This window comes from Terriglobia bacterium (assembly GCA_020072845.1).
Classification (GTDB): domain Bacteria; phylum Acidobacteriota; class Terriglobia; order Terriglobales; family Acidobacteriaceae; genus JAIQGF01.
On record JAIQGF010000011.1, the window covers coordinates 110,675 to 136,381 of the forward strand.

General features: G+C 62.8%; 26 protein-coding genes. 14 read left to right on the forward strand and 12 right to left on the reverse strand.

From position 1 onward, the window contains the following. The first annotated feature begins 53 nt into the window (after positions 1 to 53). A complete protein-coding gene (locus tag LAN70_11990) occupies positions 54 to 1,148 on the forward strand; it encodes a Gfo/Idh/MocA family oxidoreductase (protein ID MBZ5511874.1) in 1,095 nt (364 codons plus the stop codon). A gap of 353 nt (positions 1,149 to 1,501) precedes the next feature. On the opposite strand, the gene miaA is transcribed toward LAN70_11990, so the two are convergent. Beyond that, positions 1,502 to 2,416, reverse strand: coding sequence for a tRNA (adenosine(37)-N6)-dimethylallyltransferase MiaA (gene miaA, locus LAN70_11995; GenBank protein MBZ5511875.1), 915 nt, complete (start codon positions 2,414 to 2,416; stop codon positions 1,502 to 1,504). Beyond that, positions 2,417 to 2,623 (reverse strand): hypothetical protein, encoded by a 207-nt coding sequence (locus tag LAN70_12000; GenBank protein MBZ5511876.1) that lies wholly within the window; start codon positions 2,621 to 2,623, stop codon positions 2,417 to 2,419. Positions 2,624 to 2,715: 92 nt separating this feature from the next. Here LAN70_12000 and LAN70_12005 point away from each other — a divergent pair, with 92 nt between their 5' ends. After that, positions 2,716 to 3,081, forward strand: a complete 366-nt coding sequence (locus tag LAN70_12005; GenBank protein ID MBZ5511877.1) for a YbjQ family protein — start codon at positions 2,716 to 2,718, stop codon at positions 3,079 to 3,081. A gap of 299 nt (positions 3,082 to 3,380) precedes the next feature. Here LAN70_12005 and LAN70_12010 read toward each other — a convergent pair whose 3' ends face one another. After that, positions 3,381 to 4,271 carry a hypothetical protein gene (locus LAN70_12010; protein MBZ5511878.1) on the reverse strand — a complete coding sequence of 297 codons (891 nt, stop codon included), beginning with the start codon at positions 4,269 to 4,271 and terminating at the stop codon, positions 3,381 to 3,383. Positions 4,272 to 4,346: 75 nt separating this feature from the next. Further along, on the reverse strand, positions 4,347 to 5,483 hold the full coding sequence (locus LAN70_12015) for a TonB C-terminal domain-containing protein (protein MBZ5511879.1): 1,137 nt from the start codon (positions 5,481 to 5,483) through the stop codon (positions 4,347 to 4,349). A 269-nt stretch (positions 5,484 to 5,752) separates the two neighbouring features. Between LAN70_12015 and LAN70_12020 the strand changes: the two genes are divergently transcribed. The 5 genes from LAN70_12020 (at position 5,753) to LAN70_12040 (ending at position 12,353) form a co-directional block, all read left to right on the forward strand. Next, positions 5,753 to 7,672, forward strand: coding sequence for a glycoside hydrolase family 3 C-terminal domain-containing protein (locus LAN70_12020; protein ID MBZ5511880.1), 1,920 nt, complete (start codon positions 5,753 to 5,755; stop codon positions 7,670 to 7,672). Next, on the forward strand, positions 7,641 to 8,279 hold the full coding sequence (locus tag LAN70_12025; GenBank protein ID MBZ5511881.1) for a hypothetical protein: 639 nt from the start codon (positions 7,641 to 7,643) through the stop codon (positions 8,277 to 8,279). The genes LAN70_12020 and LAN70_12025 overlap by 32 nt, the downstream gene beginning before the upstream one ends. 474 nt (positions 8,280 to 8,753) lie before the next feature. Beyond that, positions 8,754 to 9,713, forward strand: coding sequence for an NADPH:quinone oxidoreductase family protein (locus tag LAN70_12030; protein MBZ5511882.1), 960 nt, complete (start codon positions 8,754 to 8,756; stop codon positions 9,711 to 9,713). 38 nt (positions 9,714 to 9,751) lie between these two features. Then, positions 9,752 to 10,138, forward strand: coding sequence for a hypothetical protein (locus tag LAN70_12035; GenBank protein ID MBZ5511883.1), 387 nt, complete (start codon positions 9,752 to 9,754; stop codon positions 10,136 to 10,138). A 493-nt stretch (positions 10,139 to 10,631) separates the two neighbouring features. Beyond that, complete coding sequence (locus tag LAN70_12040; GenBank protein MBZ5511884.1) at positions 10,632 to 12,353, forward strand: hypothetical protein; 1,722 nt, start codon at positions 10,632 to 10,634, stop codon at positions 12,351 to 12,353. Between the two features lie 208 nt (positions 12,354 to 12,561). On the opposite strand, the gene LAN70_12045 is transcribed toward LAN70_12040, so the two are convergent. From LAN70_12045 to LAN70_12070, 6 genes are all read right to left on the reverse strand, one after another. Continuing rightward, positions 12,562 to 13,542, reverse strand: a complete 981-nt coding sequence (locus LAN70_12045) for a curli production assembly protein CsgG (protein MBZ5511885.1) — start codon at positions 13,540 to 13,542, stop codon at positions 12,562 to 12,564. A 228-nt stretch (positions 13,543 to 13,770) separates the two neighbouring features. Further along, positions 13,771 to 14,466 carry a PEGA domain-containing protein gene (locus tag LAN70_12050; GenBank protein MBZ5511886.1) on the reverse strand — a complete coding sequence of 232 codons (696 nt, stop codon included), beginning with the start codon at positions 14,464 to 14,466 and terminating at the stop codon, positions 13,771 to 13,773. A gap of 129 nt (positions 14,467 to 14,595) precedes the next feature. After that, positions 14,596 to 15,765: a molybdopterin-synthase adenylyltransferase MoeB gene (gene moeB, locus LAN70_12055; GenBank protein MBZ5511887.1), complete on the reverse strand. Its 1,170-nt coding sequence runs from the start codon at positions 15,763 to 15,765 to the stop codon at positions 14,596 to 14,598. A gap of 86 nt (positions 15,766 to 15,851) precedes the next feature. Continuing rightward, positions 15,852 to 16,127: a MoaD/ThiS family protein gene (locus tag LAN70_12060; protein ID MBZ5511888.1), complete on the reverse strand. Its 276-nt coding sequence runs from the start codon at positions 16,125 to 16,127 to the stop codon at positions 15,852 to 15,854. 95 nt (positions 16,128 to 16,222) lie between these two features. Then, positions 16,223 to 16,690, reverse strand: coding sequence for a M67 family metallopeptidase (locus LAN70_12065; GenBank protein ID MBZ5511889.1), 468 nt, complete (start codon positions 16,688 to 16,690; stop codon positions 16,223 to 16,225). Positions 16,691 to 16,804: 114 nt separating this feature from the next. Beyond that, on the reverse strand, positions 16,805 to 17,779 hold the full coding sequence (locus LAN70_12070) for a cysteine synthase family protein (protein MBZ5511890.1): 975 nt from the start codon (positions 17,777 to 17,779) through the stop codon (positions 16,805 to 16,807). A gap of 213 nt (positions 17,780 to 17,992) precedes the next feature. Between LAN70_12070 and LAN70_12075 the strand changes: the two genes are divergently transcribed. Continuing rightward, positions 17,993 to 18,454 carry a hypothetical protein gene (locus LAN70_12075; GenBank protein MBZ5511891.1) on the forward strand — a complete coding sequence of 154 codons (462 nt, stop codon included), beginning with the start codon at positions 17,993 to 17,995 and terminating at the stop codon, positions 18,452 to 18,454. A gap of 97 nt (positions 18,455 to 18,551) precedes the next feature. Here LAN70_12075 and LAN70_12080 read toward each other — a convergent pair whose 3' ends face one another. Then, positions 18,552 to 20,522 carry a protein kinase gene (locus tag LAN70_12080; GenBank protein ID MBZ5511892.1) on the reverse strand — a complete coding sequence of 657 codons (1,971 nt, stop codon included), beginning with the start codon at positions 20,520 to 20,522 and terminating at the stop codon, positions 18,552 to 18,554. Positions 20,523 to 20,745: 223 nt separating this feature from the next. Continuing rightward, on the reverse strand, positions 20,746 to 21,330 hold the full coding sequence (locus LAN70_12085) for a TIGR00730 family Rossman fold protein (GenBank protein ID MBZ5511893.1): 585 nt from the start codon (positions 21,328 to 21,330) through the stop codon (positions 20,746 to 20,748). 146 nt (positions 21,331 to 21,476) lie between these two features. On the opposite strand from LAN70_12085, the gene LAN70_12090 reads away from it, so the two are divergent. From LAN70_12090 to rsfS, 6 genes are all read left to right on the forward strand, one after another. Continuing rightward, positions 21,477 to 21,632, forward strand: a complete 156-nt coding sequence (locus LAN70_12090; GenBank protein MBZ5511894.1) for a hypothetical protein — start codon at positions 21,477 to 21,479, stop codon at positions 21,630 to 21,632. Between the two features lie 508 nt (positions 21,633 to 22,140). Continuing rightward, positions 22,141 to 22,650: a 50S ribosomal protein L21 gene (gene rplU, locus LAN70_12095; protein ID MBZ5511895.1), complete on the forward strand. Its 510-nt coding sequence runs from the start codon at positions 22,141 to 22,143 to the stop codon at positions 22,648 to 22,650. 119 nt (positions 22,651 to 22,769) lie between these two features. Continuing rightward, a complete protein-coding gene (gene rpmA, locus LAN70_12100; protein ID MBZ5511896.1) occupies positions 22,770 to 23,030 on the forward strand; it encodes a 50S ribosomal protein L27 in 261 nt (86 codons plus the stop codon). A gap of 144 nt (positions 23,031 to 23,174) precedes the next feature. Next, positions 23,175 to 24,242 carry a GTPase ObgE gene (gene obgE / locus LAN70_12105; protein MBZ5511897.1) on the forward strand — a complete coding sequence of 356 codons (1,068 nt, stop codon included), beginning with the start codon at positions 23,175 to 23,177 and terminating at the stop codon, positions 24,240 to 24,242. Positions 24,243 to 24,508: 266 nt separating this feature from the next. After that, positions 24,509 to 25,213 (forward strand): nicotinate (nicotinamide) nucleotide adenylyltransferase, encoded by a 705-nt coding sequence (gene nadD, locus LAN70_12110; GenBank protein ID MBZ5511898.1) that lies wholly within the window; start codon positions 24,509 to 24,511, stop codon positions 25,211 to 25,213. Further along, positions 25,206 to 25,658 carry a ribosome silencing factor gene (rsfS, locus tag LAN70_12115; protein ID MBZ5511899.1) on the forward strand — a complete coding sequence of 151 codons (453 nt, stop codon included), beginning with the start codon at positions 25,206 to 25,208 and terminating at the stop codon, positions 25,656 to 25,658. Before nadD ends, rsfS begins: the two co-directional genes overlap by 8 nt. Positions 25,659 to 25,707: the final 49 nt, after the last annotated feature.

Below are 25,707 nucleotides of genomic sequence, written 5' to 3' on the forward strand. Positions count from 1 at the left end.
ACCTTCGAGGATATTCTTGCTGACGACCGAAGACTGACGACTGAAGACTTATTGTGAGCGTTGCATTACAAAACACGAAAGTTGCCGTCATCGGCGCCGGGGCATTCGGGCGCAACCATGCGCGCGTCTACCACGAGCTGCAAAAACGCGGCGACGCGGTCGAACTGGCGGCGGTCGTGGACACCGACCTTACCCGCGCCCAGGCCCTCGCCGCACAATTCGGCGCGCGCGCCTGCCGCTCCGTCGCCGAGTTGCTGGATAGCGCGCACGTGGACGCCGCGTCGGTGGCGGTGCCCACCCTGCACCATGCCGAGGTTGCGCAGGCGCTGCTGCGGGGCGGCGTTGACGTGCTCATCGAGAAACCGCTTGCTTCAACCCTGGAAGAGGCGGATGCACTGATCCACGCCGCGCGCCAGGCCAATCGCATCGCCCAGGTCGGCCATTTGGAGCGCTTCAATCCCGCGGTCGCCGCCACCGTGCCCATCGTCACCCAGCCCATGTTTTTCGAGGTCCATCGCCTGAGCCCGTTCGGGCCGCGCGCCCTCGACGTGGACGTGGTGCTCGATCTGATGATCCACGATCTCGACATCGTGCTTTCGTTCGTCCATTCGCCGGTCAAGGAAGTGCGCGCGGTCGGGCTGCCCATCCTCTCCGACAAGGTGGACATCGCCAACGTGCGCATCGAGTTCGAGAGCGGCTGCGTCGCCAACTTCACCGCCAGCCGCGTCTCCACCGAGCGCGTGCGCAAGCTGCGCTTCTTCCAGCCGCGGCAATACGTGTCGGTGGATTATTCGCGCCAGGATGTGCTGGTGATCAGCGTGGACCCGCAGTCGCCTGAAGCCACGGCGGCGCGCGCCGAAGGCAAGGAAATCAGCACCGGCATCTTCAATATGGAAGCGATCCAGCGAGCCATCGCCGCGCGGGCGAAAAAGGCGGTGGGGATTCCGCCGCAGTTCAAAATTGACAAACCCAAGGTCGTGCAGCAGGAGCCGCTCAAGGCGGAGCTGTATTCCTTCCTCGACGCGGTCCGGCGGCGCACCCCTCCCGTGGTCTCGCTGGAGGACGGACGCCGGGCGCTGGCCGCCGCGCTGCAAATTCTGGAAGCCATCCGCTCGCACTCCGAGCGCGCCAAGCTGAGCCATTTGTGATTTGGCGATTTGTGATTTGGCGATTTGTGATTTTAGCGATTTGGTTCCGCTCGCACTCCGAGCGCGCCAAGCTGAGCCATTTGTGATTTGGCGATTTGTGATTTGGCGATTTGTGATTTAGTGATTTGTGATTTTAGCGATTTGGTTCCGCTCGCACTCCGTTCCAGCCGCGGAGCGGTGGCATTCGTTAGCCCAGCGCGGCAGCGCTGGGGAAAGTGGAACAGAATTATCGAGCGCCAGCGGCGCGGCACAGTTCTCACACACACACTCGCCAGCCCTGGGATGTCACGCGTCAGGATAGCGGTCCACGGTCGCATGCTCGCAGCCAGTTCAAATCACTAAATCACAAATCACTAAATCACTAAATGGCTGGCCGCTTCTTGCTGAACTCGCGCTTCATCTCCGAATCCGGCGAGCCACTCCACCTCCGGCTCCCGCCGGAACCATGTCATCTGCCGCTTGGCGTAGTTGCGGTGCGCCTGCTGCGCCGCCCAGATCGCCAGCTTCAGGTCAATTTCTCCGCGCAGATGCTGCGCCGCCTGCTTGTAGCCGAGGGATGATAGCGCCCACGCGCCGGGATATTTTTCCAGCAGGCGCCTGGTTTCCTCCACTAGGCCGTTGTCGAACATGCGGCGCGCGCGCTCGTTGATGCGGCTATAGAGCGCGTTACGCTCCGGGTTCAATCCGAGGCGGAGAATACGAAATCCCGTAAGCGGGTCGCGGCCCTTCTTCCATAGCTCGCTCATCGGCTCGCGCGACGCCAGGCAGACTTCGATGGCCCGCACCACCTTGGGCGTGTCGTTGGGGTGAATGTTGGCGGCGGCTTGGGGATCGAGGCGCTGGAGAATGCGGTGCAGCCACTCCGCGCCGCGCTGTTGTTGCCGCGCCCGCAGGCGCTCACGCAATTCCTCCGAACGCTCCGGACCGGGGAACAGGCCTTCCAACAGCGCGCGCAGGTACAGACCGGTTCCGCCCACCACGATCGGGGTGCGCCCGCGCCGCTTGATGTCGTCCAGCACCTGGCGCGCGCGGCGGGCGTACTCGCCGGCGGTCATGTAGTGCTTCGGATCAATGGCGTCGAACAGGTGATGCGGCGCGCGGGCGCGTTCTTCCGCCGGCGGTTTGGCGGTTCCGATGTTGAACTCGCGATAGATGGCGACCGAATCGCAGTTGACGATCTCGCCGCTGAAGCGCTCGGCCAGCGCCAGCGACAGCGCGGTTTTGCCGCTGCCCGTCGGGCCGACGACGGCGACCAGCAGCGGCGCCATTCAGCGCGCGCTCCACGCGATGATGCCGGCCCAGCGCGCCAGGATCATGATCGCCAGCATCACCGCGATCACAATCAGCCCGATGGTCTCGGCGCTCACCACCCGGGATTTCGGCTCGTCAGCCACGCCGATATTGTAGCCATTTACTGATTCGCTGATCTGCCGATTCACCGGCTTACCGATTTTCCACTTGCTGCGTTTACTCAAGCCAATCACCCAATCCACAATCGCACGTGCGATAAACTACGCGTTCCCGGCTGAGGGAAACAGTCGTTGACTGCGCGATTTTTGGAGGTTCCATGGCAACTACCGCTCGTTCCACCGGCCGCGTCTTACACAACATGGTGACCACGGCATTCGAACTGGACGGCTACCGCATCGTGCGCAACCTGGGCGTGGTGCGCGGCATCATCGTGCGCTCGCGTTCGCTTTTCGGCACCATCGGCGCCGGCCTGCAGACGCTGGTCGGGGGCAACATCACCCTGCTGACCAATCTCTGCGAAAAGACGCGCGGCGAATCCTTCGGGGTCATGTTGCAGCACGCCGCCGACCTGGGGGCCAACGCCATCATCGGCGCGCGCTACGACGCCACCGAGATCATGCAGGGCGTCACCGAAGTCCTGGCCTACGGCACCGCCGTCGTGGTGGAGAAGCAGCAGCCGTAATCTGCCTTTCCGTCATCGCGAGCGAGTGCGCCGTTTTGGTCCGCGCGAGTCGAGGACCTCGTGTTTTGCGCCTCGCGCGCGCATTGCATCCACCGCTCGCCATGCTTGTTACCACGAACCGGATTCTCAATTGCCGTATCCGGGTGTCATCCCGAGCGAGGGAGGGCCCCGCGCGCTGTCTCCCGCGCGGGAAACCCGAGTCGAGGGATCTCGGTTTCCCTATCGGCCACACCAACGATGAGCTCTGTTTCGGTTCGTAAGAAGACGGACCCGAGGATCAGGAGTCCTGTTTCTGCAAACTATCTCGGCTCCGGCGCGTCCGTGATAATGCGCGCCTTGGCGGAGAACTTGCGGCAGTTCTTAAACGTGAGCACGTTCCGGTTGCAAAACGTCATGCCACGTTCGCAACTCATCAATTCGGAGCGAACCGGCAGGAAAAACTTGCCCAGCTCGGCGATGTCGACTGCGTCATACCTTATGTCGTTCGCCACCAGCACGTAGTGCGTCCAAGATTCGACCTCGTCCTTGCTCGACTCGCGCGTCAGGCGGCGCAGTTGGCCGGTGGTTTTGTCCACCCACAGAGTGCCGTGATACCCGGGCAGCGATTCCCTTCCATTGATCCGCCACGCCCAGGACACGTTGTGCCCGCTCGCAATGCGGTAGTCATAGACCAGCACCGGCGTGGATCCCATCTGCTGCTCGCCACGATAGCGCAACTCTGGACTGCTCATCGGGTGCAGGATGCTTGTCACCACGGGCGAGAACTCGCCCTCCGACCACATGCCGAAATTGGCGGGGATGCTGGCTGCCGGATGGCCGTTGACGGCAATGTTGCCGAAACGCTCCTCACCGTCGGCATAAGTCACCTCCGCGGTCACCACGTCCACCGCCTCGCGGTAGCTCGGACGTCCGACGTTCATCACCGCCACCGGCTGGCTGCGCCTCGTCTCCTGCTCGCAAATGAAGTTGGGCAGGGTCTGCCGCATCGACATCGCAGACTCGCACACCTGTGCCAACGGCGCCAGTTCCGGGTGGTTGGATGAAATCCAAGCGCACCCCGCCCCGATGTGCACCGTGCTGGCAACCGTGGCGGCTTGCTGGCTTTGCACAATGCTGCCCCGGGTCTGCGCAGTGGCCGGTACGGCCTGCGCAAACACCACCAGCAACCCGGTGATCGTCAGGTGTGTCAAGTATGTTTGTGCCGTATTGGTCTTAGGTTTGTTAATGAATAAATTTCCCCGCACCGACGGACCCCGTAAGCTGCCTTATTCCAGGTCGTGCTTGTCCGGGTTGTAGAAAAAGCGGAAGCGCAGCGCCAGGTACGGGCCGCGGTATTCGTTGGGCAGCGGCGGAAACGGATTCGAGCCGGTGATGCCGCCCCAGGCGGCGCGGTCCAGCGAAACATCGCCCGAGGGACCTGTCAGCCGCATGCCCGCCACCGAGCCGTCCTTCATGATGGCGAACTCGATCGCCACTCTTCCTTTTTTCATCAGCGGGGCGCGGGCGACTTCCGGAATCAGTTGGTACCAGTTCTGGCGGACGTCGTGCAGCACGCGCGCCAGGTAGGGACCGAAATCCACGCCCATGGTGTCGCTGAGGATGTCCATGTTGCTCTTGATGCCGCCGCCGGTGGGAAAGGCGGTGCCGTAGTCGCCGCCGGCGCCGCCGTACCCGCGCGAACCAGCCGCCGCGCGTGCTGCCTGCTCAATCGCCGATCCCGCCGACATGGCGCCGCCAAACGCCTGCTTCGCCGTCAACGCCGGCGCGCGTAGTTGCGCCGTTTCATTCTGGCTGGGCGGAGGTTGCGCGCCGCGCCCCGCATTGGGCGCCTGCTGCGGCGCGGCTTGCGCCATCGCGGGCACCGCCGGCTGCTCCGGATTTCCGGGAGGCTGCGGCGGTCCGGGACGGCGCGCGTCGCGCAGTTCGTCCAGCGTCTTGCGGTCAATCTGCGGCGCGCGCGAAGTGGCGATGCGGTCCTTATCGGAAATGATGTTGGACTTCGGCCGCGTGGTGACCTTCTGCTCGTCCGGAGGCATCTCGAGGAAGGTGGCCTGGCGCTCGCGCAATAGATCTTCCGCGGACCGCACCGCGATCAGGCGGTGCATCGGAAAATACTTGGGTCCGGCGACGATGACGATCAGCACCAGCAGGTGAGCCACCACCGAAATCCAGAAGGCTTCCCGCAGCCGCGAACGCGACAGGTCATCCTGGAGCTGGATCAGGAGAACCGGCACTGCTACCGGATGGTCCGTCGGCAGGTCTTCGAAATCGAAAGGAAGCCTGGCCTGGACCGTCTCCGGATGCCCATTGCGCGGCGGCGCCGGAGGTGTATTCACCGGAGCCGTATTCACCGGAGGCGTATTCACCGGAGGCGTATTGAACGGAATTAAGGTCAGCGCCATGAAGACAAAAGTTTCCCTGCGAGCCGCGCGCCCGCATTAGAGATTAGACGCTCAGCCGCCGCAAACTGCTGCGGACCTTTTCAGCCACAGGTCAGAGGATAACGGTACTCTCTATTCTCTCACCTGATGCGCCGGAACGCACGCGCAGTCAATTACTTAACCCGGTGCGGGGGTGCGAGTTTCGCGGCGTGCTGGGGACCTGGGCCGCAAAAGGCCTTGCGCCTGAAGCCTAAAGCCTGAAGCCTGGAGCCTTGTGTTACGCTTCGCTCATGCTCAAAAGATTGGCCCTGGTGACTGCGCTGCTCGTCTTCTTCGCTAGCGGCGCGATGGCCAGGGGCCGCAAGGCGCGCTTCTCCGCCTTCGGCCCGGTGCAACTGGACCGCGATGGCGACAAGTGGGCGCAGAGGACGCTGAAGAAGCTGACCCTGGAAGAAAAGATCGGGCAGATGTTGCTGGTCTGGGCGCGGGCCGAGTTTCTCAACCTCGACAGTCCGGAATTCACCCGGCTGCGCGACATGATCCGCAAGTATCACCTCGGCTGCTTTGGGCTCACCGTGCCGGTGGATGGCCCGTTCGTGCTGCGCAACCAGCCCTACGAAGCGGCCATGCTCACCAACCAGTTGCAGCTCGACTCCGCGCTGCCGCTGCTGATCGGAGCGGACTTCGAGCGCGGCCTCTCCATGCGCCTCTACGGCGCTACCGTGTTTCCCCATTCCATGGCCTTCGGCGCCGACGGCAACCCCGCCGACGTCGAGACCTCAGGCCGGATCACCGGCGTGGAAGCCCGCGCCATCGGCGTGCACTGGAACTTCTTCCCCGATGCCGACGTCAATTCCAACCCGGCGAATCCGGTGATCAATACCCGCTCCTACGGCGAAGACCCGCAGCAGGTGAGCGCACTGGCGGCGGCCTACATCAAGGGAGCGCATGAAGCGGGAATGCTGGTCACGGCCAAGCATTTCCCCGGACACGGCGATACCGCCACCAACTCGCACCTGAGCCTGGCGGAGGTCAATGGCGACCTGCAGCGGCTGCAATCGGTTGAGCTCCCGCCCTTCCAGGCCGCCATCAACGCCGGCGTGGACGCGGTGATGATCGCGCACGTTACCGTGCCGGCCTTGGAGCCCGACCCCAACACGGTGGCGACCACCTCGCATGCGGTCGTTACCGGCCTGCTGAAAAACAAAATGGGATTCCAGGGGCTGGTGGTCACCGATGCCCTCGACATGAACGCCCTGATGCGGATTTACGCCCGCTCGCCGAATCCCTCGGGCGCCGCGGCGGTGGCGGCGGTGAAGGCCGGCAACGACATGGTTCTGATCCCGCTGGACATTGACGGCGCCTACAACGGTTTGTTGCAGGCGGCGCGCAGCGGCGAAATCCCGGAGGCGCAGATCAACCAATCGGCCCTGAAGGTGCTGCGCGCCAAGGCCTCGCTGGGCCTGCACAAGGCCCGCCTGGTGGACCTCGACAAGGTGCCGGAGCTGGTGGCGCTGCCCGGCAACCTCGCTTTCGGGCAGCACGTGGCCGACGCGGCCGTCACCCTGGTCCGTGACAACCGCAAACTGCTTCCGCTCAAGCGCCAAATCGCGGGAACCGCGGCCATCGTCAATCCGTATCTTAAGGTGGAGGAAACCCGCAACCGGGTGATGGCCGTCATTTTTACCGACGACCTCCGCTTCGAGTACGGCCGCGTCTTCGAGCGCGAGTTACGCGCGCGCGTGCCCGATGCGCGGGTCTTTTACGTGGATCGGCGCATCGCAGCCGCCTTGACGCCGCCGATTGTCGCTGCCGTCGAAGAGGCGCAGGTAGTGCTGGCGCCGGTGTTCCTGGGCCCGATGGCCAGCAACGAGATGAAGAATTCGCTCGGTTTGCCGCGCGATATGAATGCGCTCATCGAGGCCATCCTGCAGCGCGTCCCGGAGCGCACCGCGATGATTGCCTTGGGAAACCCGTACCTCGCCGCCGAGTTCCCCACGGTGCAGAATTATCTGTGCACGTTTTCGTTCACTACCGTGTCGGAACTCAGCGCCATCCGCGCGCTGTTCGGCGAGATCGCGATTCGCGGCCGCCTGCCGGTCACCATTCCCGGCATCGCACAACGCGGCGAGGGTATTGACCGGCCGCAGCAGGTTGGCCGAGGAGGGACTAAATTCAATGTCAGGACAAAAACTGTTTCCGCCCCGTAAACCAGCCGGTTGGCCCACCCTTGTCCCGCGCGCTTTTCGCGGGACAGGGTGGGTTGTTGCGCATACCCTTCTCGCCTTCGCCGCGCTGGCCTTTCTCGCCAGTTGCACCGTCCACGAGGACCGCACCGCCAGCGGCGAAAAGAAGGTGGACATCAGCACCCCCTTCGGCAACCTGAACGTGAACACCGACGTCGACGTGAAGGACACCGGGCTGCCGGTCTATCCCGGGGCTCAACGTGTTACCGACGGGGAAAGAGACAAGCACGCCGCCAATGTCAACCTTTCGGTCGGCGGCATCGGGCTGAAGGTGGTGGCCATCAAGTACCGCAGTGACGATCCGCCTGACAAGGTGCTGGCGTTTTATCGTCCCAAGATGAAGGATTTCGGCGGTAAGTTCCTGGAATGCCAGCAGCAGGGCTTCGTCACTTACAACCACGTTGACGACAGCAAAGAGATTACCTGCGACAAAGGCTCGCACAACGGCACGAACATCGAATTGAAGGCGGGCACGCCCGACCGGCAGCACATCGTGGCCGTCAAGCCCATCGATTCCGGCAGCGAGTTCGCGTTGGTCTACGTGATGAAGCGGGGCAAGGAAGGCATGTAAGCTTGATTGCGGAATTGGAGAATTGCGGAATCGGGTAATTGAGACCGGTTCCGCTTTTTCAATTCCGCAGTTCCGCAGTTACTCAATTCCGCAATTCCTTCCCACGGTTATCCACTTTGACAACATCACACTGGCGCTTTCCGGTTGACCCATCAACCGCGGTAGCGCAACTTGGGAACCGGGCAATACCCAAGTCCGCCGCCATTGGGCCGTACACAACCATGTCGGAGGCGGCGGCAACATTTAGGGCCCCAGTGCGCCGAGTCCGACGGGACCAGCCGTAAAATTACCTCGGTGCTGTTCTCTGGAGCCTTAAGGAACCGGCGCATGTCTCGGGGGAGAACCGCGCCGGTTTTTATTTTTTCGGTCGACGGCTGACGGTCGACAGTCGACGGCCAAGTTACATTCGCCGTCGACCGTCGACCGTCGACTTTCTTCTGCGATAAAATCCCCAGTAATTCCTGATCATTTCCTATGAAAGCCGCTGTCATTACGCGTTATGGCGGGCCCGAGGTGCTCCAGATCCGCGACGTTCCGGACCCGCAGCCCAACCCTGGCCAGGTGCTGGTGCGCGTGGAGGCCGCGGGCGTGAATTTTGCCGACATCATGGCGGCGCGCGGCGGCTATCCCGGAACCCCGGAGCCGCCCCTGGTTGCCGGGCGCGAGTTCGCCGGACGTCGCCAGGATACTGGCGAGCGCGTCATGGGATACACCCAGAGCAAGGCCTTCACGGAAACGATCGCAACCTCCCCGGACCTGATGTGGCCGGTGCCGGAGCAATGGTCTGCGACCGAGGCGGCGGCCTTCCCGGTCAATTACTTCACCGCTTATTTCGCTTACTGGAAAGCCGGATTGCTGGGCGAAACCGCTCGCCGCAAGCGCGTGCTGATCCATGCCGTCGCCGGCGGCGTGGGCACGGCGGCAGTCCAGATCGGCGGCGTGCTTCAGGTGGAGATGTACGGCACCTCGTCCTCGGATGAAAAGCTGGCCGCGGTGCAAAAGCTCGGTCTTCAGCACCCGATCAATTACCAGCGTGACGATTACGAAGAAAAAATTCGCCAGCTGACCGGCGGCGAGGGTGTGGACGCCGTCTTTGAGATGCTGGGCGGCGAGCATGTCGCCAGGAGCGTCCGCTGCCTTGCGTTTCGCGGCCGCGTCATCACCTACGGCGCCGCCACCGGCGAGCGCGCCTCGCTCGATCCGCGAATCCTGTACGACAAGCAAACCAGCGTGCACGGCTTGTGGCTGGCGAAAATGTCGCAGCGCCCGGAACTCATGCGCCCGGCCTGGGCACTATTGCAACAGTGGATTGACGCCGGGCGCCTGCATCCCGTCGTCGGCCACGTGCTGCCGCTGGAGAAAATCGCCGACGCCTACCGCCTGTTGCTGGAGAGAAAGAATTACGGGAAAGTGGTCTTGGTGATCGGTGGCTAGAAGCTGCTGATAGGTGGCTAATGAACTTGGGGGTCGCAGTGCCATTCCGAAAATTGATCTTCTGCGCAGCCATTTTGCTGCTGATCGCCAGCACCGCTACCGCCGCCGACATACCGCAACTCAGCGCCGACGCCGGCCCCTGCTGGGCAGAGTTCACCGTCACCGACGCCGCCCACAAGCCGGTTTATCTCGCCAAGATCAACACCATCGTGCGCTACGGATTCATGAGCAAGCGCAAGACCGAGCTGGAACTCTCCACCGATTCCAACGGCAGAGGCAAGTTCACCGGCCTGCCGCACGACGTCAAAAAGCCGCTCGCATTCACCATCACCTACCAGGACCAATCGAAAACCGTGACCCACGATCCGGCCACCAACTGTCACGCCGCCTTCGATGTCGCGTTGGACGGAACAGCTGCCAAGTGATCCGCGTCGCTAGATACGCCAAGAAGCGCCGGCCGCCTGTATGAATTCCGGTGAACTTGGGCCGAAGGGCGCGCTTGACACGGTAGTGAAACGGGTGTGAAATGAGCGGCACTTTGAAGGTCGGTGCCGCCAGATTCTGCCCCCCAGGCATTCGGACCCAGAAGCTCTCGGGAAAACTTATGAGCGGATTGCAGGCCGGACAAAATTTGTCTGGCGGTGCACGTTTCGCTGGTGGGCGGGTTATCAGGAAACAGTTTTGCATCTCACAGGAGTGGCTATGAATTCCAGCATCCCAGGAAAGAATGCCCAGCCGAGGTGGTCCGTATGGCTGGTTCTTTTCACCCTAACTGCAGCGGCAGTTGCTTCGGCCCAACAGAAAAAGCCGGCGGCACCACCGGCTGCTGCACCCCACGCAGCCGCTCCGAGCAGGCCAGCTCCGAGCGCGCCGCGCTCGGCCCCCGCGCAGAACCCGGGCGCCAACGCGAATCGCGGTATGGGCGGTGGGGGCGCCAACGCCAATCGTGGAATGGGTGGCCCGGGCGCCAACACGAATCGCGGCATGGGAGCGGGCGCCAACGCCAATCGTGGGGCAGGCACGTACTCCAATCCCGGACAGGCGGGCGCCAATCGCGGAATGGGCGGAACGGGCGCCAACACGAATCGCGGCATGGGAGCGGGCGCCAACGCCAATCGTGGGGCAGGCAGTTACTCCAATCCCGGACAGGCGGGCGCCAATCGCGGAGCGGGCGCCAACGCGAATCGCGGGACGGCAGGCGCCAATAATCGCGCGGGTGGGGCGGCAGGCGCGAACAACCGCGCGGGTGGCGCCAACGCAAATCGTGGGACGGTGGGCGCGAACAATCGCGCGGGTGGCATGAACAATCGCGCGGGCGGTGCGAACGCGAATCGCGCGGGTGGCGCCAACAACCGCGCGGGTGGCATGAACAACCGCGCAGTTGGCGGAGTCAACCGGCATCAGCCGGCAGGAAGCAGGCAAGTGGCCCTGAGGAATGGCGGGCACGCGACTTTCCGTAAGGACGGCCATGTCCGTTCCATCCAGACAGCTCACGGAATGAGGATCGAGCACGGAGTGCGCGGCGGGCGGCGCGTTGAGAGTATGCACAACGGGCGCCGGGTGGTGAGCTACGGACGGCACGGCGGATACAGCCAGCGTGCCTACTATAGCCATGGCGGCCGGGCCTATTCCCAGCGCACCTACTATCGAGGCGGACACTACTACGCCTATGGGTATCGTAACTACTACTATGGAGGCCATCCATACTACGGTTACGCTCCCGCCTATTACTATCGTCCCGCCTACTATGGATGGGCCTACAATCCCTGGCCGTCGCCGGTTTATTACAACTGGGGTTGGGCCGGGCAGCCGTGGTACGGCGCTTACGGCGCCTACTACTATCAGCCGTATCCGTCATATCCGTATGCCTCACTTTGGCTCACCGACTACGTGATTGCCGCGAATCTTCGCGCTGCTTATGAGGCCCAGCAGGAGAACGGTGCTCTCGTTCCCCCGGCAATTGCGAATGCGTCAGCCGACGAAATCGCTGCCTTGTGGTCCACCGATCCGCTGGTTGCTGCCCAGCTCCGGGCTACCTACGGGGTTTACATGTTGGGTGGCGGAGCTCCGCAAGGCGGTAAGAACGTAACCCTGACTAACGACCTGAAGCAGGCGATCGCCAACCAGATCAAGAACGAGATCGCGGCGGAAAAAGAAGCGGCGGCTAACGGCCAGCAGGATGCCGCTCCGGGCGGAGACCAGGTGCCGGCGGCGCTCGATCCCAACGTACTCGTCTTCGTGGTATCCAGCGACGAGAATCTAACCACCTCGGATGGTGACGAGTGCACGCTGACTCCTGGCGACGTGGTTTCCCGGGCCAGTGACCAGCCGGACGGCGACAACATGGTGGACGCGCTCGTCAAGGCCAGTAAGAAAGGTGAGTGCCCGCTTGACGCTATCGTGGGCATATCCGTCGACGAGCTGCAGGAGATGCACAATCAACTGCGGATTCAGATGGATGATGGGCTTAAGGAGTTGGCCGCAAAGCAGGGCAAGAACGGACTGCCGGCCGCGCCCGATACCCACACTCAGCCTGGAGAAGTCCCGGAACCCACGCCGGACAAGAACGTGGCCAGCGATCTGGAACAGCAACAGAAGGAAGCTGACCAGGCGGAGGCGGAAGCCAAGCAGCCCAACTGAGGTGGCAGGCAGCCCTGAACCGCAATCGGGGTACGCTGTTTACGGTTGGAAACGGGAGCGTCGTGCAACAGGGGCACGGCGCTCCCCGCTTTTTGCGGCAAGAAATAAACCCTAAGCGGGCGCAACGCCCCTCTCACCCGAAAATAAGAATGCCGGCCAAACCTCGGCCGGCAATCACCAGATCACCCAATCAGCAAATCGGCAAATCTTACTGCGTCACGGTCTTCACCACGTCGCCCACTTTGAATCCCTGTCCCGAGACCACCTTCCCCACCGCGGAAACGTCGTCCACATCGCTGATCTGGATCTTGCCGACTTCGCTGCTCATGCGGCGCAGCACCTTCCCCGTGGTCGGGTCCTTGATCTCTCTGGAGACGCGCTCGACGCTCATCTGATCGCCGACCTTGATCCCGGCCTTGGCGCCGACGTTCAGCACTAGCTTGCCAACATCGACGAATGCCACTACGCCTTCGACCTTGATGACGCGCGCTTCCAGCTTGGACGCGCCGGCAATGATTCCCGTGCTCATCTGGTCCACGGCCTTCTTGATCGCCTCGCCGATGATCGTGTTCTCGAAGTCGCTGCTGCCGAAATCCACGCCCCCAGCGCCGAAGCCGTGCCAGTTCCCGCCGCCGCCCGTCAGCGAGGTGCTGCTGCGCGACGACTCGCCCTTGCCGTCGGCCACCGCCAGGATTTCCGCGGTATCGATGTCCACGATGCGGGCATCCAGCGTCACGATGGCCTTCGACTCCTTGTGCTTGAAGCCGCCCAGGCCGAAGCCGCCAAACCCGCCGCCACCGCCGCCCACTCCCTGGTTCTTCGTCTCGTTGCCGAACTGGGTGATGTTGCCGACGATGATGGCGTCCACGCCCAGCAACTTGCCGATCTTGGCGGCGCTGTTGGGATTGAAGCGGTCGCTGTTGGAAAAATTCTGTTCTTTCAGAATCATGTCCATCTTCGCGCGCTCAATCACGCTGTAGGTGCCGTCTTGTACCAGGCGCTTGACTAGCAAAGCGGTGATGCCCGCGCCCGCGTCAACTTCGGTGCCACCAAACGCGGCGCTGACGGCGGTGCGGACGGTGGAATAGTCGAAGTCGAATACCGCGACACGTTTCTTGCGTTCCGCCGCGAATCCGGAAACGGAGAGGACAACCAGCAGCGCGCAGAGTGAGAGAACCTTGGACTTCATGACGTAGCCTCCACAGCCAAATCTTCGGATCGCCTCAAAGCGAGTGGGCGGCGGGGACGGGGGGAACTTCGTCCGCGCCACAGAGAGAACCCCGAAATCACTGCACGCAATTCTCCACGAACTGAGGATTTTTGCAAGCGGTAGAAACGATCGGTCGGCGAATTGGCAGGACGAAGATCGTGGCGCGATGAATAGAAAAGCCAGGCCGAAGGCAGCCGGGCTACGGGACTACTGCTGTTTTTCCAAGGATGCGGAGACGTTGATTGCGCCTGCCGTCGTTTTAATTTTGCGTGCCCAGTCTTTGTACCCCGACTTCTTGACGACGATTGAGTGCTCGCCCGCCGGAAGATCCACTGCTGAAGGCGTACTACCGACAAAACTTCCATCCACTTCAATGTCTGCGCCGACGGGATCGGAGCTGATCTGAAGTTTTGCGCCGGCAAATTCGGGCGGTTTGGCCGCTGCGGCATCCTTTGCGCTTCCCGTAGGTTCCTGGTGCTGCATGGCAGCTCTCTTGGGCCAGTCAGCCTTGATCGCGTTGCAGGCATCCTGGACAGAACTGCCGAGAGAACGGGTAGATCGGCTGACAATGGAATCGCCGTCGCCATTGAACACGGCTACTTTGTTGTCCCTTCGGACCCATCCCTTGCCACCTTCGTGATCCAGCACAACGACGTAGTCTGCTTTCTCTTTCTTGTTGTTGATTATTACGTCAGGACAACGTTCGCCGAAGGTTTTCACGATTTCGGCGGTTTGGGGCCGCGCGCCGCCTTTTACCTGTCCGCCAAATGTACCGCCTGACCCTCCGCTACTGCCTTGGATTTCCCATGATTGAGAATCAGTGACGAAAACCCGAGGCTTATCTTGTGCTGCTGCACTCGTCACAAGAACAGCACCAGCAATAATAATTGCGCTGAGTCGCATTGAACCCCCCGTCGGCAACGCGCAATTATCCAATCTCTGAATCGAGATTCAAAGTGACGGAGGGGGTGCAGAAACAAAAGCCCGGCCGCCACCGGCCGGACCAACTACCAACTCCTCTAACTCCTGTCTTCAGTACTTCGGCATCCTCGGGTCCACCTTGTCCGCCCACGCGTTGATCCCACCGGCGAGGTTCTTCACCTTGGTAAAGCCGGCCTGGCGGAGGAAGTCCACCGCCTTGGCGCTGCGCCCTCCCATCTTGCAGTGGGCGACGATCTCGCGGCTGGAATCCAGCTCGTGGACCCGCTTGGGCAGATCGTTCAGCGGAATCAGGTGTCCGCCAAGATTGCAGATCTGGTACTCGTGCGGCTCGCGCACATCAAGAACAAAGAGGTCCTCGCCGGCATCCTGGCGGCGCTTCAGTTCTTCCACGCTGATTTCCGGCATCTTCGCTTCGCCCACCGGCTTCTCCTCGCCTCGGATTCCGCAGAATTGGTTGTAATCGATCAACTCGGTGATGGTGCGGTTCTTTCCACAGACCGGGCAATCGGGGTTCTTGCGCAGCTTGAGCTCGCGGAACTTCATGCTCAGCGCATCCACCAGCAACAGGCGTCCGATCAGCGGCTCGCCCGCGCCCAGGATCAGCTTGATCGCTTCCGTCGCCTGCATCACCCCCACCAGTCCGGGCAGGATTCCCAGCACCCCGCCTTCGGCGCACGAAGGCACCAGTCCCGGCGGAGGCGGCTCCGGATACAGGCAGCGATAGCACGGGCCTGCTGCGGTGGCGAACACGCTCACCTGGCCTTCGAAGCGGAAGATGGAACCGTACACGTTCGGTTTGCCGCTGAGCACGCAAGCGTCATTCACCAGGTAACGGGTGGGAAAATTGTCGGTGCCATCCACCACGATGTCGAACTGGCGGAACAGATCGAGCGCGTTGGCGCTGGTCAGCCGCGTTTCGAACGGCCGCACTTCCACGTACGGATTGATTGCCTTGATCTTCTCCGCGGCCGAATCCAGCTTCGGCCGGCCTACGTCGGCGGTGCTGTGAATGATCTGGCGCTGCAGGTTGGTGAAATCCACCACGTCGAAATCCACCACGCCGAGGGTGCCCACGCCCGCCGCCGCCAGGTAGAGCGCCAGCGGCGACCCCAGCCCGCCCGCGCCGATGCACAGCACTTTTGCGGCCTTGAGCTTGGTCTGCCCGTCCATGCCCACCTCGGGCATGATCAGGTGGCGCGAGTAGCGCAGGATTTCCTCTTTGGAGAGCGTAACCGGTTCGAGTTGGGTGATCGTGGCCATGGTCTGTACTCGATTTGTGATTTGCAATTTGTAATTGGGCGGCCCCGTGCGCCGCTTCCGTGAAATTACAAATTGCAAATTACCAATTACAAATTTCCTCCGGCGATCGACGGCACGATCGACAGCGTGTCTCCCTCATTGACCGGAGTCTGCTCTTTGCTGAGGTAGCGAATGTCTTCGTCGTTCAGGTAGACGTTGACGAAGGCGCGCAGGTGCCCGTCATCGGTGTACAGGTGCTGGCGCAGCTCCGGGTGGCGTGAAGTCAGGCCGCTCAGGGCCTCCGCCACCGTCCCGGCTTTCACCTCAACGGCGTCCCTCTTGTCGGCATACTGGCGCAACGGCGTCGGAATTATGATTTTCATAGGCTTCTCAGATTGTTTTTGATGCCCGCCAACCGCGGCCGGATTCAGGCAGGTCCATCGTGTGGCCCGGGTCGAAGACCCGCGCCACACAGGCTTCACTCTTCCTCAAACTCCCTCACCAGCACCTTTTCGCTCGCCACCTCAACCTGCTCGTCTTCGAAACGCTTGTCCTCTTCACCCGACCCGAGCAGTGCGAAGGAGTTGGTCGTCACCGCGCGGCCCTGCTCCACGCTGGTGATGACGTAGGAGCATCCCATCCAGTGCGCTTCGGCCAGGTCGGTCTGCGACCAGCGCGCGGGATGGTCGGGATGCGAGTGATAGAAGCCGACAATGTCCAGCCCGCGCTCGCGTCCCTGGCGCTGGATGCGCACCAGGTCGCGCGGATCGATGTGATAGCGGTCCTGCGGCCGGTCGGCGCGCGTGTTGCCGCAGCGCACCGTCTCCACCACCTGCCGCTCCTCCTCTTCCATCCGCCCCAGCAGCACGCCGCAGCACTCCTGCGGATAGGTCTGCTCGCCGTGCGCGCGGAGGGCATTGAACTCGGGTTGGGCGATTCTCAACATAGATTCAATTCACCACCGAGGCGCCGAGTACACCGAGTCGCACCGAGGAAACTGAAACAAAGAAGCTCCGTAATCTCGGTGTATCTCGGTGTCCTCGGTGTCTCGGTGGTGAGATCAGTCTTCGTCCCAGAATTTCTCGCTCAGGTATTTGTCGCCGCTGTCGGGGAACACGGTGACAATCACCGACCCGCGCGGCGCCGTCTTCGCCACTTCCAGGCAGCCCGCCAGCGCGCCGCCCGAGGAAATCCCCGCCAGCACTCCTTCTTCGCGCGCTAACCGCTTCACCATTTCGTACGCGCGCTCGGTGGAGACGCCGAGATCGGCGTCGGCCAACTCCGGATCATAGATCCTGGGCACGATGGCGGTGGCCATGTGCTTGGTGCCTTCAATGCCGTGGAACGACGAATCCGGTTGCAGCGACACGCGCCGGATATGGGGGTTCAGTTCCTTGAGCCGGCGCGCCGTGCCGACAAACGTTCCGCTCGTGCCCAGCATGGCCACGAAGTGGGTGACGCGCCCCTCGGTCTGCCGCCAGATTTCGTTCGCCGTGGTTTCGTAGTGCGCGCGCCAGTTCGCATCGTTGGAATACTGGTCGGCGTAAAAGTAGCGGGCGGGATCCGCGGCGTACATCTGGCGCGCCTTGCGGATGGCGCCGTCGCTTCCGTCGCCGGGATCCGTGTACACGATCTTCGCCCCGTAGGCGTTCAGGATGCGCTTGCGCTCCACCGAAACGTTGGACGGCATGCACAGCGTGACGCCGAATCCAACGGCGGCCCCGATCATGGTGTAAGCGATACCGGTATTGCCGCTCGTGGAATCGAGCAGCTCGCGGCCGCGCGGCAGCTCTCCGGCATCAATCGCTTCCAGCACGATGTTGGCCGCGGCGCGGTCCTTCACCGACCCGCCGGGATTGAACCACTCCGCCTTCGCCAGCACATCCACGCCGCGCAGATCTCTGGTGATGCGAACCATCCGGATCAGCGGCGTGTTGCCGATGCGCTCCAGCACACTGCGGCCCAGCCTGTTCGGGGTGCCTTCGCGGACAGGCGTCACCGGCTTCCTGTGCGTACTCGAGAAAGGCTGCGTCATAGGCACGAATTTAGGCTGGGTCCCCACGGCTTCAAAAGTAACGGATTCATGGGACAGCGGGCAACCATCGCGAGGCGGGAGGTATCGAATTCGTCCCCAGCGGCCGATTTGCAGCAGCGAGCGCCGTCTCTAACCGTTACCCTCTTGGATGTGGTAGGGTGGTCCGGCGTTACATTTTGCTTGCGTGTCCGCCCGCCGCGGCAGGCTCCGAACATGGCAAAGACCCCGGTTGCCAAGACGTACGACGAAGCGATCGCCTGGCTGCGCGATCACGGTTTCGATCTGCTGGAAGCCCCCGGCGTGCAGAACCGCGTCTTCGTCAAGAAGTACAACTGCTCGGCCGCCATTGAAAAGTCCGGCGACAGCGGCGTGAAAATCTTCGCCTATCCCGGCTACCTCATCGGCGGCGAAATCGCCAAGCTGATCAACCGCGGTTACCAGCAGTTTTTCAAGACCACCAAAACCGAAGTGCCCGCCACCGCCGACCAGCTCACGGCCCTGCACCAGTTCTCCGAAGAACTGAAAGAGTCCATCGGCGCCCCCAGCCTGTACAACGAGTCGCTGGGGACGGTCAGCGAGAACTACGTCTACGACCGCGTGCAGCACCGCGATGAGCCGGCCGCCGCGCGCCCGAAAAAGCCGTGGGAAAAAGCAAAAAGCAAGCGCCACGCCTGAAGCATCCCTCGAAGCAATCTTCGCCAAGAAGAAGGCCGGCGGAAAACTGTCCGCCGGCCGAGCCGCCTGCACAAACGTTTTATAACGGGCACAAAAGCTATTGCGGCTCGAACACCTCGTCCACGCCCATCATTTTTCCTTTTTCGATCTGCACCGCGCGTGTGATCGGCTTGAACCCGGGCAGGCTCAGGGTCAGCGTGTAATTGCCGGGCGCCACCGCAAATTTTGCCGGACTCTTCGACGGCGCCGGCGTATTGCCCAGCCGGATTTCCGCCCCCCGCGGACGCGTGCGCACGTCCAGCACGCCGCTGTCGGATGCATTCTTCCCGAACAATCGACGCCTGCGGAATGGGCTGGGACCCTGGCCCGCGGGCGCGCTGCTCATGGCTGGTTGGCCGCTGCCGGGACCCAGCGCGGGCGCGAAGTTGAAGGATTCGCCGAGGGCAACGTCGGCGTAAGTGACCTTCGGTTTGAACCCTTCCTTGCGCAGCGCGACACGGTGCTGGCCCGCATTCACCGTGATGCGCGCCGGCGTCACCTGGCCGCTGTCGCTGCCGTCAATGTAGATTTCCGCTCCCGCCGGATCGCTGTTCAGCACCAGGAATCCTTGTGCCACCTGCAGTTTCACGTACAGCGGCAACTTCGTTCCCGCCACCACGTCTGCCTGCCGCGTTTCCGGCTGGTAACCCTTGAAGGTGAAGACCACTTTGTGCCGCCCGGGCATCAGTCGTTTCGCCGCGAATGGCGTCACCCAGTCAGGATCGGTCCTGCCGTCAATCGTGACACTGGCTCCGAACGGCGTCGAGGAAATTTGCAGATCGCCCAAACCGGCGGGTGTTGGCTTCGCACCCTCCGCCGCTCCCCTCGCCACTTCCTTGCCCCCGGCCCGGTGCTTGCCGGGTTTTGCCGTGCTTCCGTCCGCGGTCCCGGTGGCGGCTGGAGGCGACTCTTTGCCTGCATTCACGTCCGCGGCAGGCGGATTGGCAGGCGGCGCGGTTCGATGCAGTCCAACGTACGCGCCCACAGCCAGCGCGACCAGGAGCACGGCGGCAACGATGGTAGACAGCCGCCCGGTCTTGGCTGGCGCCGGCGGGCCGTCCGGCAGCCGCGGCGCCTCGACCGTGCTGTCCAGCACTGGGGTTGACTTGATCGGCGGCTCCGCGGCCGCAGCGCTGCCCGTTGCCGATGGAACTGGCGAAGCTATCGCGTCGCGATTCGAGTCAAATCGAATTACTTCCGCCGGCGGCGCCACCTCGGTTTTGAACCAACCGTACTCCTGCACGGCGCGCCCAAATTCGGCGCCGGTGGCAAATCGCTGGTCCGGCTCTTTCGCCAGCGCCTTCATCACCACCGCGCTCAGGCCGGGATGCAAACCCACCACCTCGCGCGGCGTAGGCGGGTTCTCGTGCACGATCTTGTAAATGATGGAGGTGACGTTCTCGCCGTCGAACGGCCGGGCCCCGGTCAGCATCTCGTAAAGCATCACGCCAACGCTGAACAGATCGGTGCGCCCGTCCAGCGGCTTGCCCTTCACCTGTTCCGGCGACATGTAGTTGGGCGTCCCCACCACTTGCCCGGTCGAGGTCATCCCCGTGCCCCCGCTCTTGGCGATCCCGAAATCCATGATCTTCACCGTGCCGTCGCCGGTGATCATGATGTTGGCCGGCTTGATGTCGCGGTGAATGATGCCGCGCGCGTGGGCGTAATCCAGGCCGGCGCAGACTTGGCGCACGATGTTGGTGGCCCTTTCCACCGGCAGCGTCTGCTCCTGCTTCAGCAGGCCCTGCAGCGTCTGCCCCTCGATAAACTCCATCGCGATATAAAACAACCCCTCCTGCTCGCCGGCGTCGTAAATGGTGATGATGTTGGCGTGGTTCATCATCCCGGCGGCCCGGGCCTCGTTCTTGAAGCGGCCCAGAATCTCCTCGTTTTCCGTGCCGTGAATGTCGATGCGCAGGGTCTTGATGGCTACGGTGCGGCCGATGTTGGGATCGGTGGCCCTGTACACCACTCCCATGGCGCCTTTGCCCACTTCACCGATGATCTCGTAGCGGCCGATCTTTTCCATAACGCGACTCGTTCCGTGGACCGCGCGCGCACCTCAGGCCACGAGGGCGCGTGGTTGGGGTAGAAGCGGACCGGCGGCGGTTGCCCGCTGCCTACAGCAACTTACCAGCAAATTCAAACCACCGCGAGTACACGCAATAGTACTTCCAGCCGGATATTTGGTGGATTGTCGGACTTGAGAATTGGCAATCGTCGCCGACAACGTCGGTCAATTCGTCAATTCTTCAATGCCCCGCGCCCGTCCATTTCGCGGGCAGTACCGGCGGCTGGTATTGCTCCATGTAATCGAGCGCGCTACGCACGTCGGCGGCGAACTGGTACATGCCTCGGTAGGCGGCCTTGGCGAAGCGCTGCTCGTACATGTGCTCGAACAGCACGCTCAACGGATCGTAATAGCCGCCGGGATTCAGGAACACCACGGCTTTGCTGTGCTGCCGCAACTGCTTCAGCGTGATGATTTCCAGCACCTCTTCCAGCGTGCCGAAGCCGCCCGGCATGGCGACGAACGCGTCCGCCCGCGCTTCCATCGTGGCTTTGCGCTGGCGCATGTCGTTGGTGATGATCAGCTCGGTGGCGGCGTCGTAGGCCAGGCCCCGGTCGGCGATGAACTTGGGAATCACGCCTACCACTTTGCCTCCGCCCTGCCGCACCGCGCGCGCCACCGCGCCCATCAGCCCCGTGTTCGTCCCGCCATACACCAGGGCGTGTCCGCGCCGCGCCATCTCCGCGCCCAGTTCCTCCGCCAGCGCGAAGAAGGCCGCATCCACCGCGTCGCTCGACGAACTGAATACGCAGATGTTCCTGGTCATGAAAATCCAAGCGGGGTCGCGTGCCCGCTGCCGCGATTCTTCGCTCAAATCCGCCGTCGTAGCAAGCGATTTAGTTAGTGCCCGGCGCGGTTCCCGCAGCCGTCTTGTTGTATGCTTGCGCTTTTGCCGCGACTGCATTCATCCCCTTGTCAGGCCCCCGCAAAGCGCTCGCCATCGTCGCCCTCGCCGAACTGCTGGCGAAATCGCTCTGGTTCTCCGGCACGGCGGTGATCCCGCAGCTCTCCCGCGAATGGCACGCGGGCCTGGTGCAAGAGTGGGTGGAGGAAATCACTTCACCTTAGCGGAACCCATCAGTGCTGTCGGCCCAGCGTCGTTTCTTCCGCGGGGGTCGCGATCGCAGCGCCGCAGGCGCGGGCCCTGGGTAGACGCTTCCCTTGTAGTGCCGAGTCCCGCAGGAGTCTGTGTCGTAACCTCAAGGTGGCGAAAAAAGTGCTCCGAAGCACGCGAAACCAGCCCGCGAAGCGGGCGGAATTCGTTAGCCCACCGCGGCAGCGGTGGGGAAAGTGGGTCAATATCGCGGAGCGCCAGCGGCGCGACACACCTACGACACAAACTCCGCAGGGACGGCACGTGTTGGCGCGGAAAGGTTGAGGCAGGCGTCCTCGCACAGTGGGCAAATCCGCTGACCCGATTGACGCTTCCCCGCCGTAACCGCTAAAATCTATTGGTTTGCCTGTACTGCCGGGCCCCGTCAGGGGTTGCCGCCGCCGTCCTGGTGCGCGGGAGCAGAGCACGCAATGTTTATGGGCCGCGGGCGCTGAGGCGCCGGGCTGTCATGATGGAGGCTTTATGTACGCGGTCATCCGCGCCGGGGGGAAGCAGTATCGCGTCGCGCCTGGAGACGTTATCCGGGTGGAGAAACTCGGCGGCGATCAGCAGCAGGTGGAATTCGGCGACGTGCTCGCCGTCTCCGCCAACCAGGGCGAACTGGGCAAGCCGCAGGGCGCAGCCCGCGTCGTCGGCCAGGTCGTGAACCAGATCCTCGGCGACAAAGTCCTGGTCTTCCACTACAAGCGCAAAAAGCAATACAAAAAGCTCAATGGACACCGGCAGCAGTACACCGCGGTCCGCATCACCGAGATCGCTTTTGACGGCCAGAGTTTCAAGGCCCCGGAACAGCCGGCAGTGAAGGCCAAGCCTCCCGAGCCGTCCGCGGACGGAGCGGCGCCGGACGAAGCCGTCGCCCCGAAAAAGAAGGCGTCGGGCAGGAAAGCCGGTGAAGCGGGCGGCGCAGCCGGCAAGGCCGCTCATCACGCCAAGGCGGGAACGAAGTCCAAGGGCGGCGCTAAAAAGAAATAGTTTCAGTTTCAGTTTCGGTTTCAGTTGGAGGCGGTGTGCCGCCAAGGACTGCAACCGAAGCTGGAGTTGGAACTAACTGAAACTGAAACTGAAACTGAAACTCGAAACAGGATTTTGTTATGGCTCACAAAAAAGGTTTAGGTAGTTCACGCAACGGCCGCGACTCCAATTCGCAGCGGCTTGGTGTCAAAGTGTTCGGCGGGCAGACCGTGCCCGGCGGCTCCATCATCGTCCGCCAGCGCGGCACGCCCATCAAGCCCGGCCTCAACGTCGGCCGCGGCAAGGACGACACCCTGTTCGCCAAAATCACCGGCAAGGTGAAATTCGTGGACAAGGGACGCTCGGGCAAGTTCGTGCTCGTCGAGCCCGCGGAAGCGTAATCGAGCTGTCAGCTATTAGCTATCAGCTTGGCCGCTAAGGCACCGGCAGTTGAATCGCTCGTAATATAGGCACGGCGCTGCCGTGCCTTTTCCTTTCGCGCTGGAGTTGATCGGCTGAAAGCTGATGGCTGAAAGCTGAGAGCTATGTTCATCGACGAAGCCAAAATTCAGATCAAGGCCGGCAACGGCGGCAACGGCTGCATGGCCTTCCGCCGCGAGAAGTTCGTTCCTCGCGGCGGTCCCTCCGGCGGCGACGGCGGCAAGGGTGGCGACGTCATCATGGAATCCAGCGAGCGCCACAACACTCTGGTCCACTTCCGCTTCAATCCCGAATACAAGGCCGAACGCGGCCGCCACGGCGAGGGCTCCAACTGCACCGGACGCGAAGGCGTCGACGTCATCCTCAAAGTTCCGGTCGGGACCCTGGTCTACGACGACGCCACCGGCGAGCGCGTCCACGATTTTTCCCGCGCCGACGACCGCATTGTCATCGCGCGCGGCGGGCGCGGTGGACGCGGTAACGCGCGCTTCGCCACCTCCACTCACCAGGCGCCGCGCGAGTGCGAGGCCGGATTTCCCGGCGAAGAACGCACCCTGCGCCTGGAACTCAAGCTGCTGGCCGATGTCGGGCTGGTGGGATATCCCAACGCCGGCAAGTCCACGCTCATCTCCCGCGTCTCCGCCGCCCGCCCGAAAATCGCCGACTACCCCTTTACCACGCTCCAGCCCAACCTCGGCGTGGTGGTCGTCGGCGAAGAGCCGAACGACGTTAGCTTCGTCGTCGCCGACATTCCCGGGCTCATCGAAGGTGCGCACGCCGGCGCCGGACTGGGCACGCAGTTTCTGCGCCACATCGAGCGCACCCGCCTCCTGGTCCACCTGGTGGATATTTCCGACTCCAGCGGCCGTCCCGACCCGGCGAAGGATTACGCGGTCATCACCAACGAACTGGCCAGCTTCGGCGCCGGGCTGGAGCATAAGCCGGTGCTGGTGGCGGCCTCCAAGATCGACGTCGCCAACCAGGACAAGCTCGCCAAGCTGCGCCGCCACTGCAAGAAGCACACCCTGCCGCTCTACCCCATCTCCGCCGTGACCGGCGAGGGCATCGCCAAGCTGACCCACGCCATCGCCAAGAAGGTCATGCAGGTGCGCCACGCCGAACTCGCCGCCGCAGCCACGCCTAAGCCCAATGCCGAACCCATCGCGGGATAAGTGGCCAGTGATCAGTGGCCAGTGGCCAGTTCGGAAATTTTATTCTGACCACCGAGACCTCGAGTCTACCGAGCTATCGCGAGAAGCTGTTCAGAAAATCTCGGTGAATCTCTGTGTACCCGGTACCTCGGTGGTGATAAGCCGGTTTGCATCGGAACGGGAACATCACCAGACACCTCTTTTCATCCATTCCCGCTTGCAACTGGAAACGGGAAACAGGAAACTGAGACTGGCCACTGATCACTGACCACTGGCCACTGCTTTTCATGAACGTTGCCATCTTCGGCGGGACCTTCGATCCGGTACATCGCGGCCACCTCAATGTGGCCCGCGCGGCGCAGCAAGCCTACAACCTCGGCCGCATCTATTTCGTTCCCGCCGATATCCAGCCTTTGAAACAGCGCCGGCCGGTGACGCCCTATCATCACCGCTACGCCATGCTCGCGCTCGCCACCCGCGACGACCAGGCTTTCCTTCCCTCGCTGATGGAAGCGCCCGGCGTAAAAGCCCGCCGCACGCCCAGTTTCACCATTCAAACCGTGCGCCGCTTCCGCGCCTCGCTGCCCAAAAGCGATCGCCTGTTCTTCCTCCTCGGCATCGATTCTTTTCTGACCATCGCCAACTGGCGCCAGCCTGAGGCCCTGCTGCGCGAGGTCGAGTTCATCGTCGCCAGCCGCCCCGGATTCTCGCTCGCCGACGTGGCCCGCGCCCTGCCCCGGTCCATGCGCCCCAGGGACGACGACGCGGCGCCACTCCGCCGCCGGCCCGCCTCCGGCGACCTCGTCCTCGGCCGCCTCACCCTCCACATCCTCGCCGGCGTCAAGGAAAACGTCTCCGCCACCCAGGTCCGCACCTCCCTTGCCACCGGCCGCGGCGTCTCACGTTTCCTCGACGACGCCGTGGCCGCCTACATTGCCAAGATGCATCTCTACAGAACATCCCCGCCGCATGCGCCGAGGTTTCATGCCTAAGAAAAACGCATTACAACGGCAGGTCCTGGACGCCATCGCCGCCGCCGAGGAAAAAAAGGCGGAAGACGTCACCGTGCTGGAGCTCGACAAGGCCTCCGGCGGCTTCACCGATTTCTTTGTCATCTGCTCCGGTGGCAACCCCAGGCAGGTTCAAGCCATCTCCGACCAGGTCGAGCAGAAACTCTCTCGGGCCGGATTGCGTCCCACGCATGTCGAAGGCTACAAGCAGGCGGAGTGGATCCTGCTGGACTACGTGGATTTCGTGGTCCACGTGTTCTCGCAAAAAGCGCGGCACTTCTACAACCTGGAGCGGCTTTGGAAGTCGGCCAAGCAATGGACCCCCGGGGAGTTGCGATCGGCGCCCAAGAAACGCCCGCGCGCGAAAACTGCGGCGCCTGCGCCCGGCCGCCCTCATCGTTCGCGTCCCCGCGCCCGCAAAGCATAGAAGCTCGCAATCGATTTGTGCTGACGACTGAAGACTGACGACTGAAGAC

Coding starts and splice junctions, on each gene's coding strand:
- miaA (MBZ5511875.1), bottom strand. CDS start 2,416: ATGGCGCCGCTGCTGGTCGCCGTCGTCGGCCCGACGGGCAGCGGCAAA.
- LAN70_12005 (MBZ5511877.1), top strand. CDS start 2,716: ATGGCAACTACCGCTCGTTCCACCGGCCGCGTCTTACACAACATGGTG.
- LAN70_12015 (MBZ5511879.1), bottom strand. CDS start 5,483: ATGGCGCTGACCTTAATTCCGTTCAATACGCCTCCGGTGAATACGCCT.
- LAN70_12020 (MBZ5511880.1), top strand. CDS start 5,753: ATGCTCAAAAGATTGGCCCTGGTGACTGCGCTGCTCGTCTTCTTCGCT.
- LAN70_12025 (MBZ5511881.1), top strand. CDS start 7,641: ATGTCAGGACAAAAACTGTTTCCGCCCCGTAAACCAGCCGGTTGGCCC.
- LAN70_12030 (MBZ5511882.1), top strand. CDS start 8,754: ATGAAAGCCGCTGTCATTACGCGTTATGGCGGGCCCGAGGTGCTCCAG.
- LAN70_12040 (MBZ5511884.1), top strand. CDS start 10,632: ATGGGCGGTGGGGGCGCCAACGCCAATCGTGGAATGGGTGGCCCGGGC.
- LAN70_12045 (MBZ5511885.1), bottom strand. CDS start 13,542: ATGAAGTCCAAGGTTCTCTCACTCTGCGCGCTGCTGGTTGTCCTCTCC.
- LAN70_12050 (MBZ5511886.1), bottom strand. CDS start 14,466: ATGCGACTCAGCGCAATTATTATTGCTGGTGCTGTTCTTGTGACGAGT.
- moeB (MBZ5511887.1), bottom strand. CDS start 15,765: ATGGCCACGATCACCCAACTCGAACCGGTTACGCTCTCCAAAGAGGAA.
- LAN70_12060 (MBZ5511888.1), bottom strand. CDS start 16,127: ATGAAAATCATAATTCCGACGCCGTTGCGCCAGTATGCCGACAAGAGG.
- LAN70_12065 (MBZ5511889.1), bottom strand. CDS start 16,690: ATGTTGAGAATCGCCCAACCCGAGTTCAATGCCCTCCGCGCGCACGGC.
- LAN70_12070 (MBZ5511890.1), bottom strand. CDS start 17,779: ATGACGCAGCCTTTCTCGAGTACGCACAGGAAGCCGGTGACGCCTGTC.
- LAN70_12075 (MBZ5511891.1), top strand. CDS start 17,993: ATGGCAAAGACCCCGGTTGCCAAGACGTACGACGAAGCGATCGCCTGG.
- LAN70_12080 (MBZ5511892.1), bottom strand. CDS start 20,522: ATGGAAAAGATCGGCCGCTACGAGATCATCGGTGAAGTGGGCAAAGGC.
- LAN70_12085 (MBZ5511893.1), bottom strand. CDS start 21,330: ATGACCAGGAACATCTGCGTATTCAGTTCGTCGAGCGACGCGGTGGAT.
- rplU (MBZ5511895.1), top strand. CDS start 22,141: ATGTACGCGGTCATCCGCGCCGGGGGGAAGCAGTATCGCGTCGCGCCT.
- rpmA (MBZ5511896.1), top strand. CDS start 22,770: ATGGCTCACAAAAAAGGTTTAGGTAGTTCACGCAACGGCCGCGACTCC.
- obgE (MBZ5511897.1), top strand. CDS start 23,175: ATGTTCATCGACGAAGCCAAAATTCAGATCAAGGCCGGCAACGGCGGC.
- nadD (MBZ5511898.1), top strand. CDS start 24,509: ATGAACGTTGCCATCTTCGGCGGGACCTTCGATCCGGTACATCGCGGC.
- rsfS (MBZ5511899.1), top strand. CDS start 25,206: ATGCCTAAGAAAAACGCATTACAACGGCAGGTCCTGGACGCCATCGCC.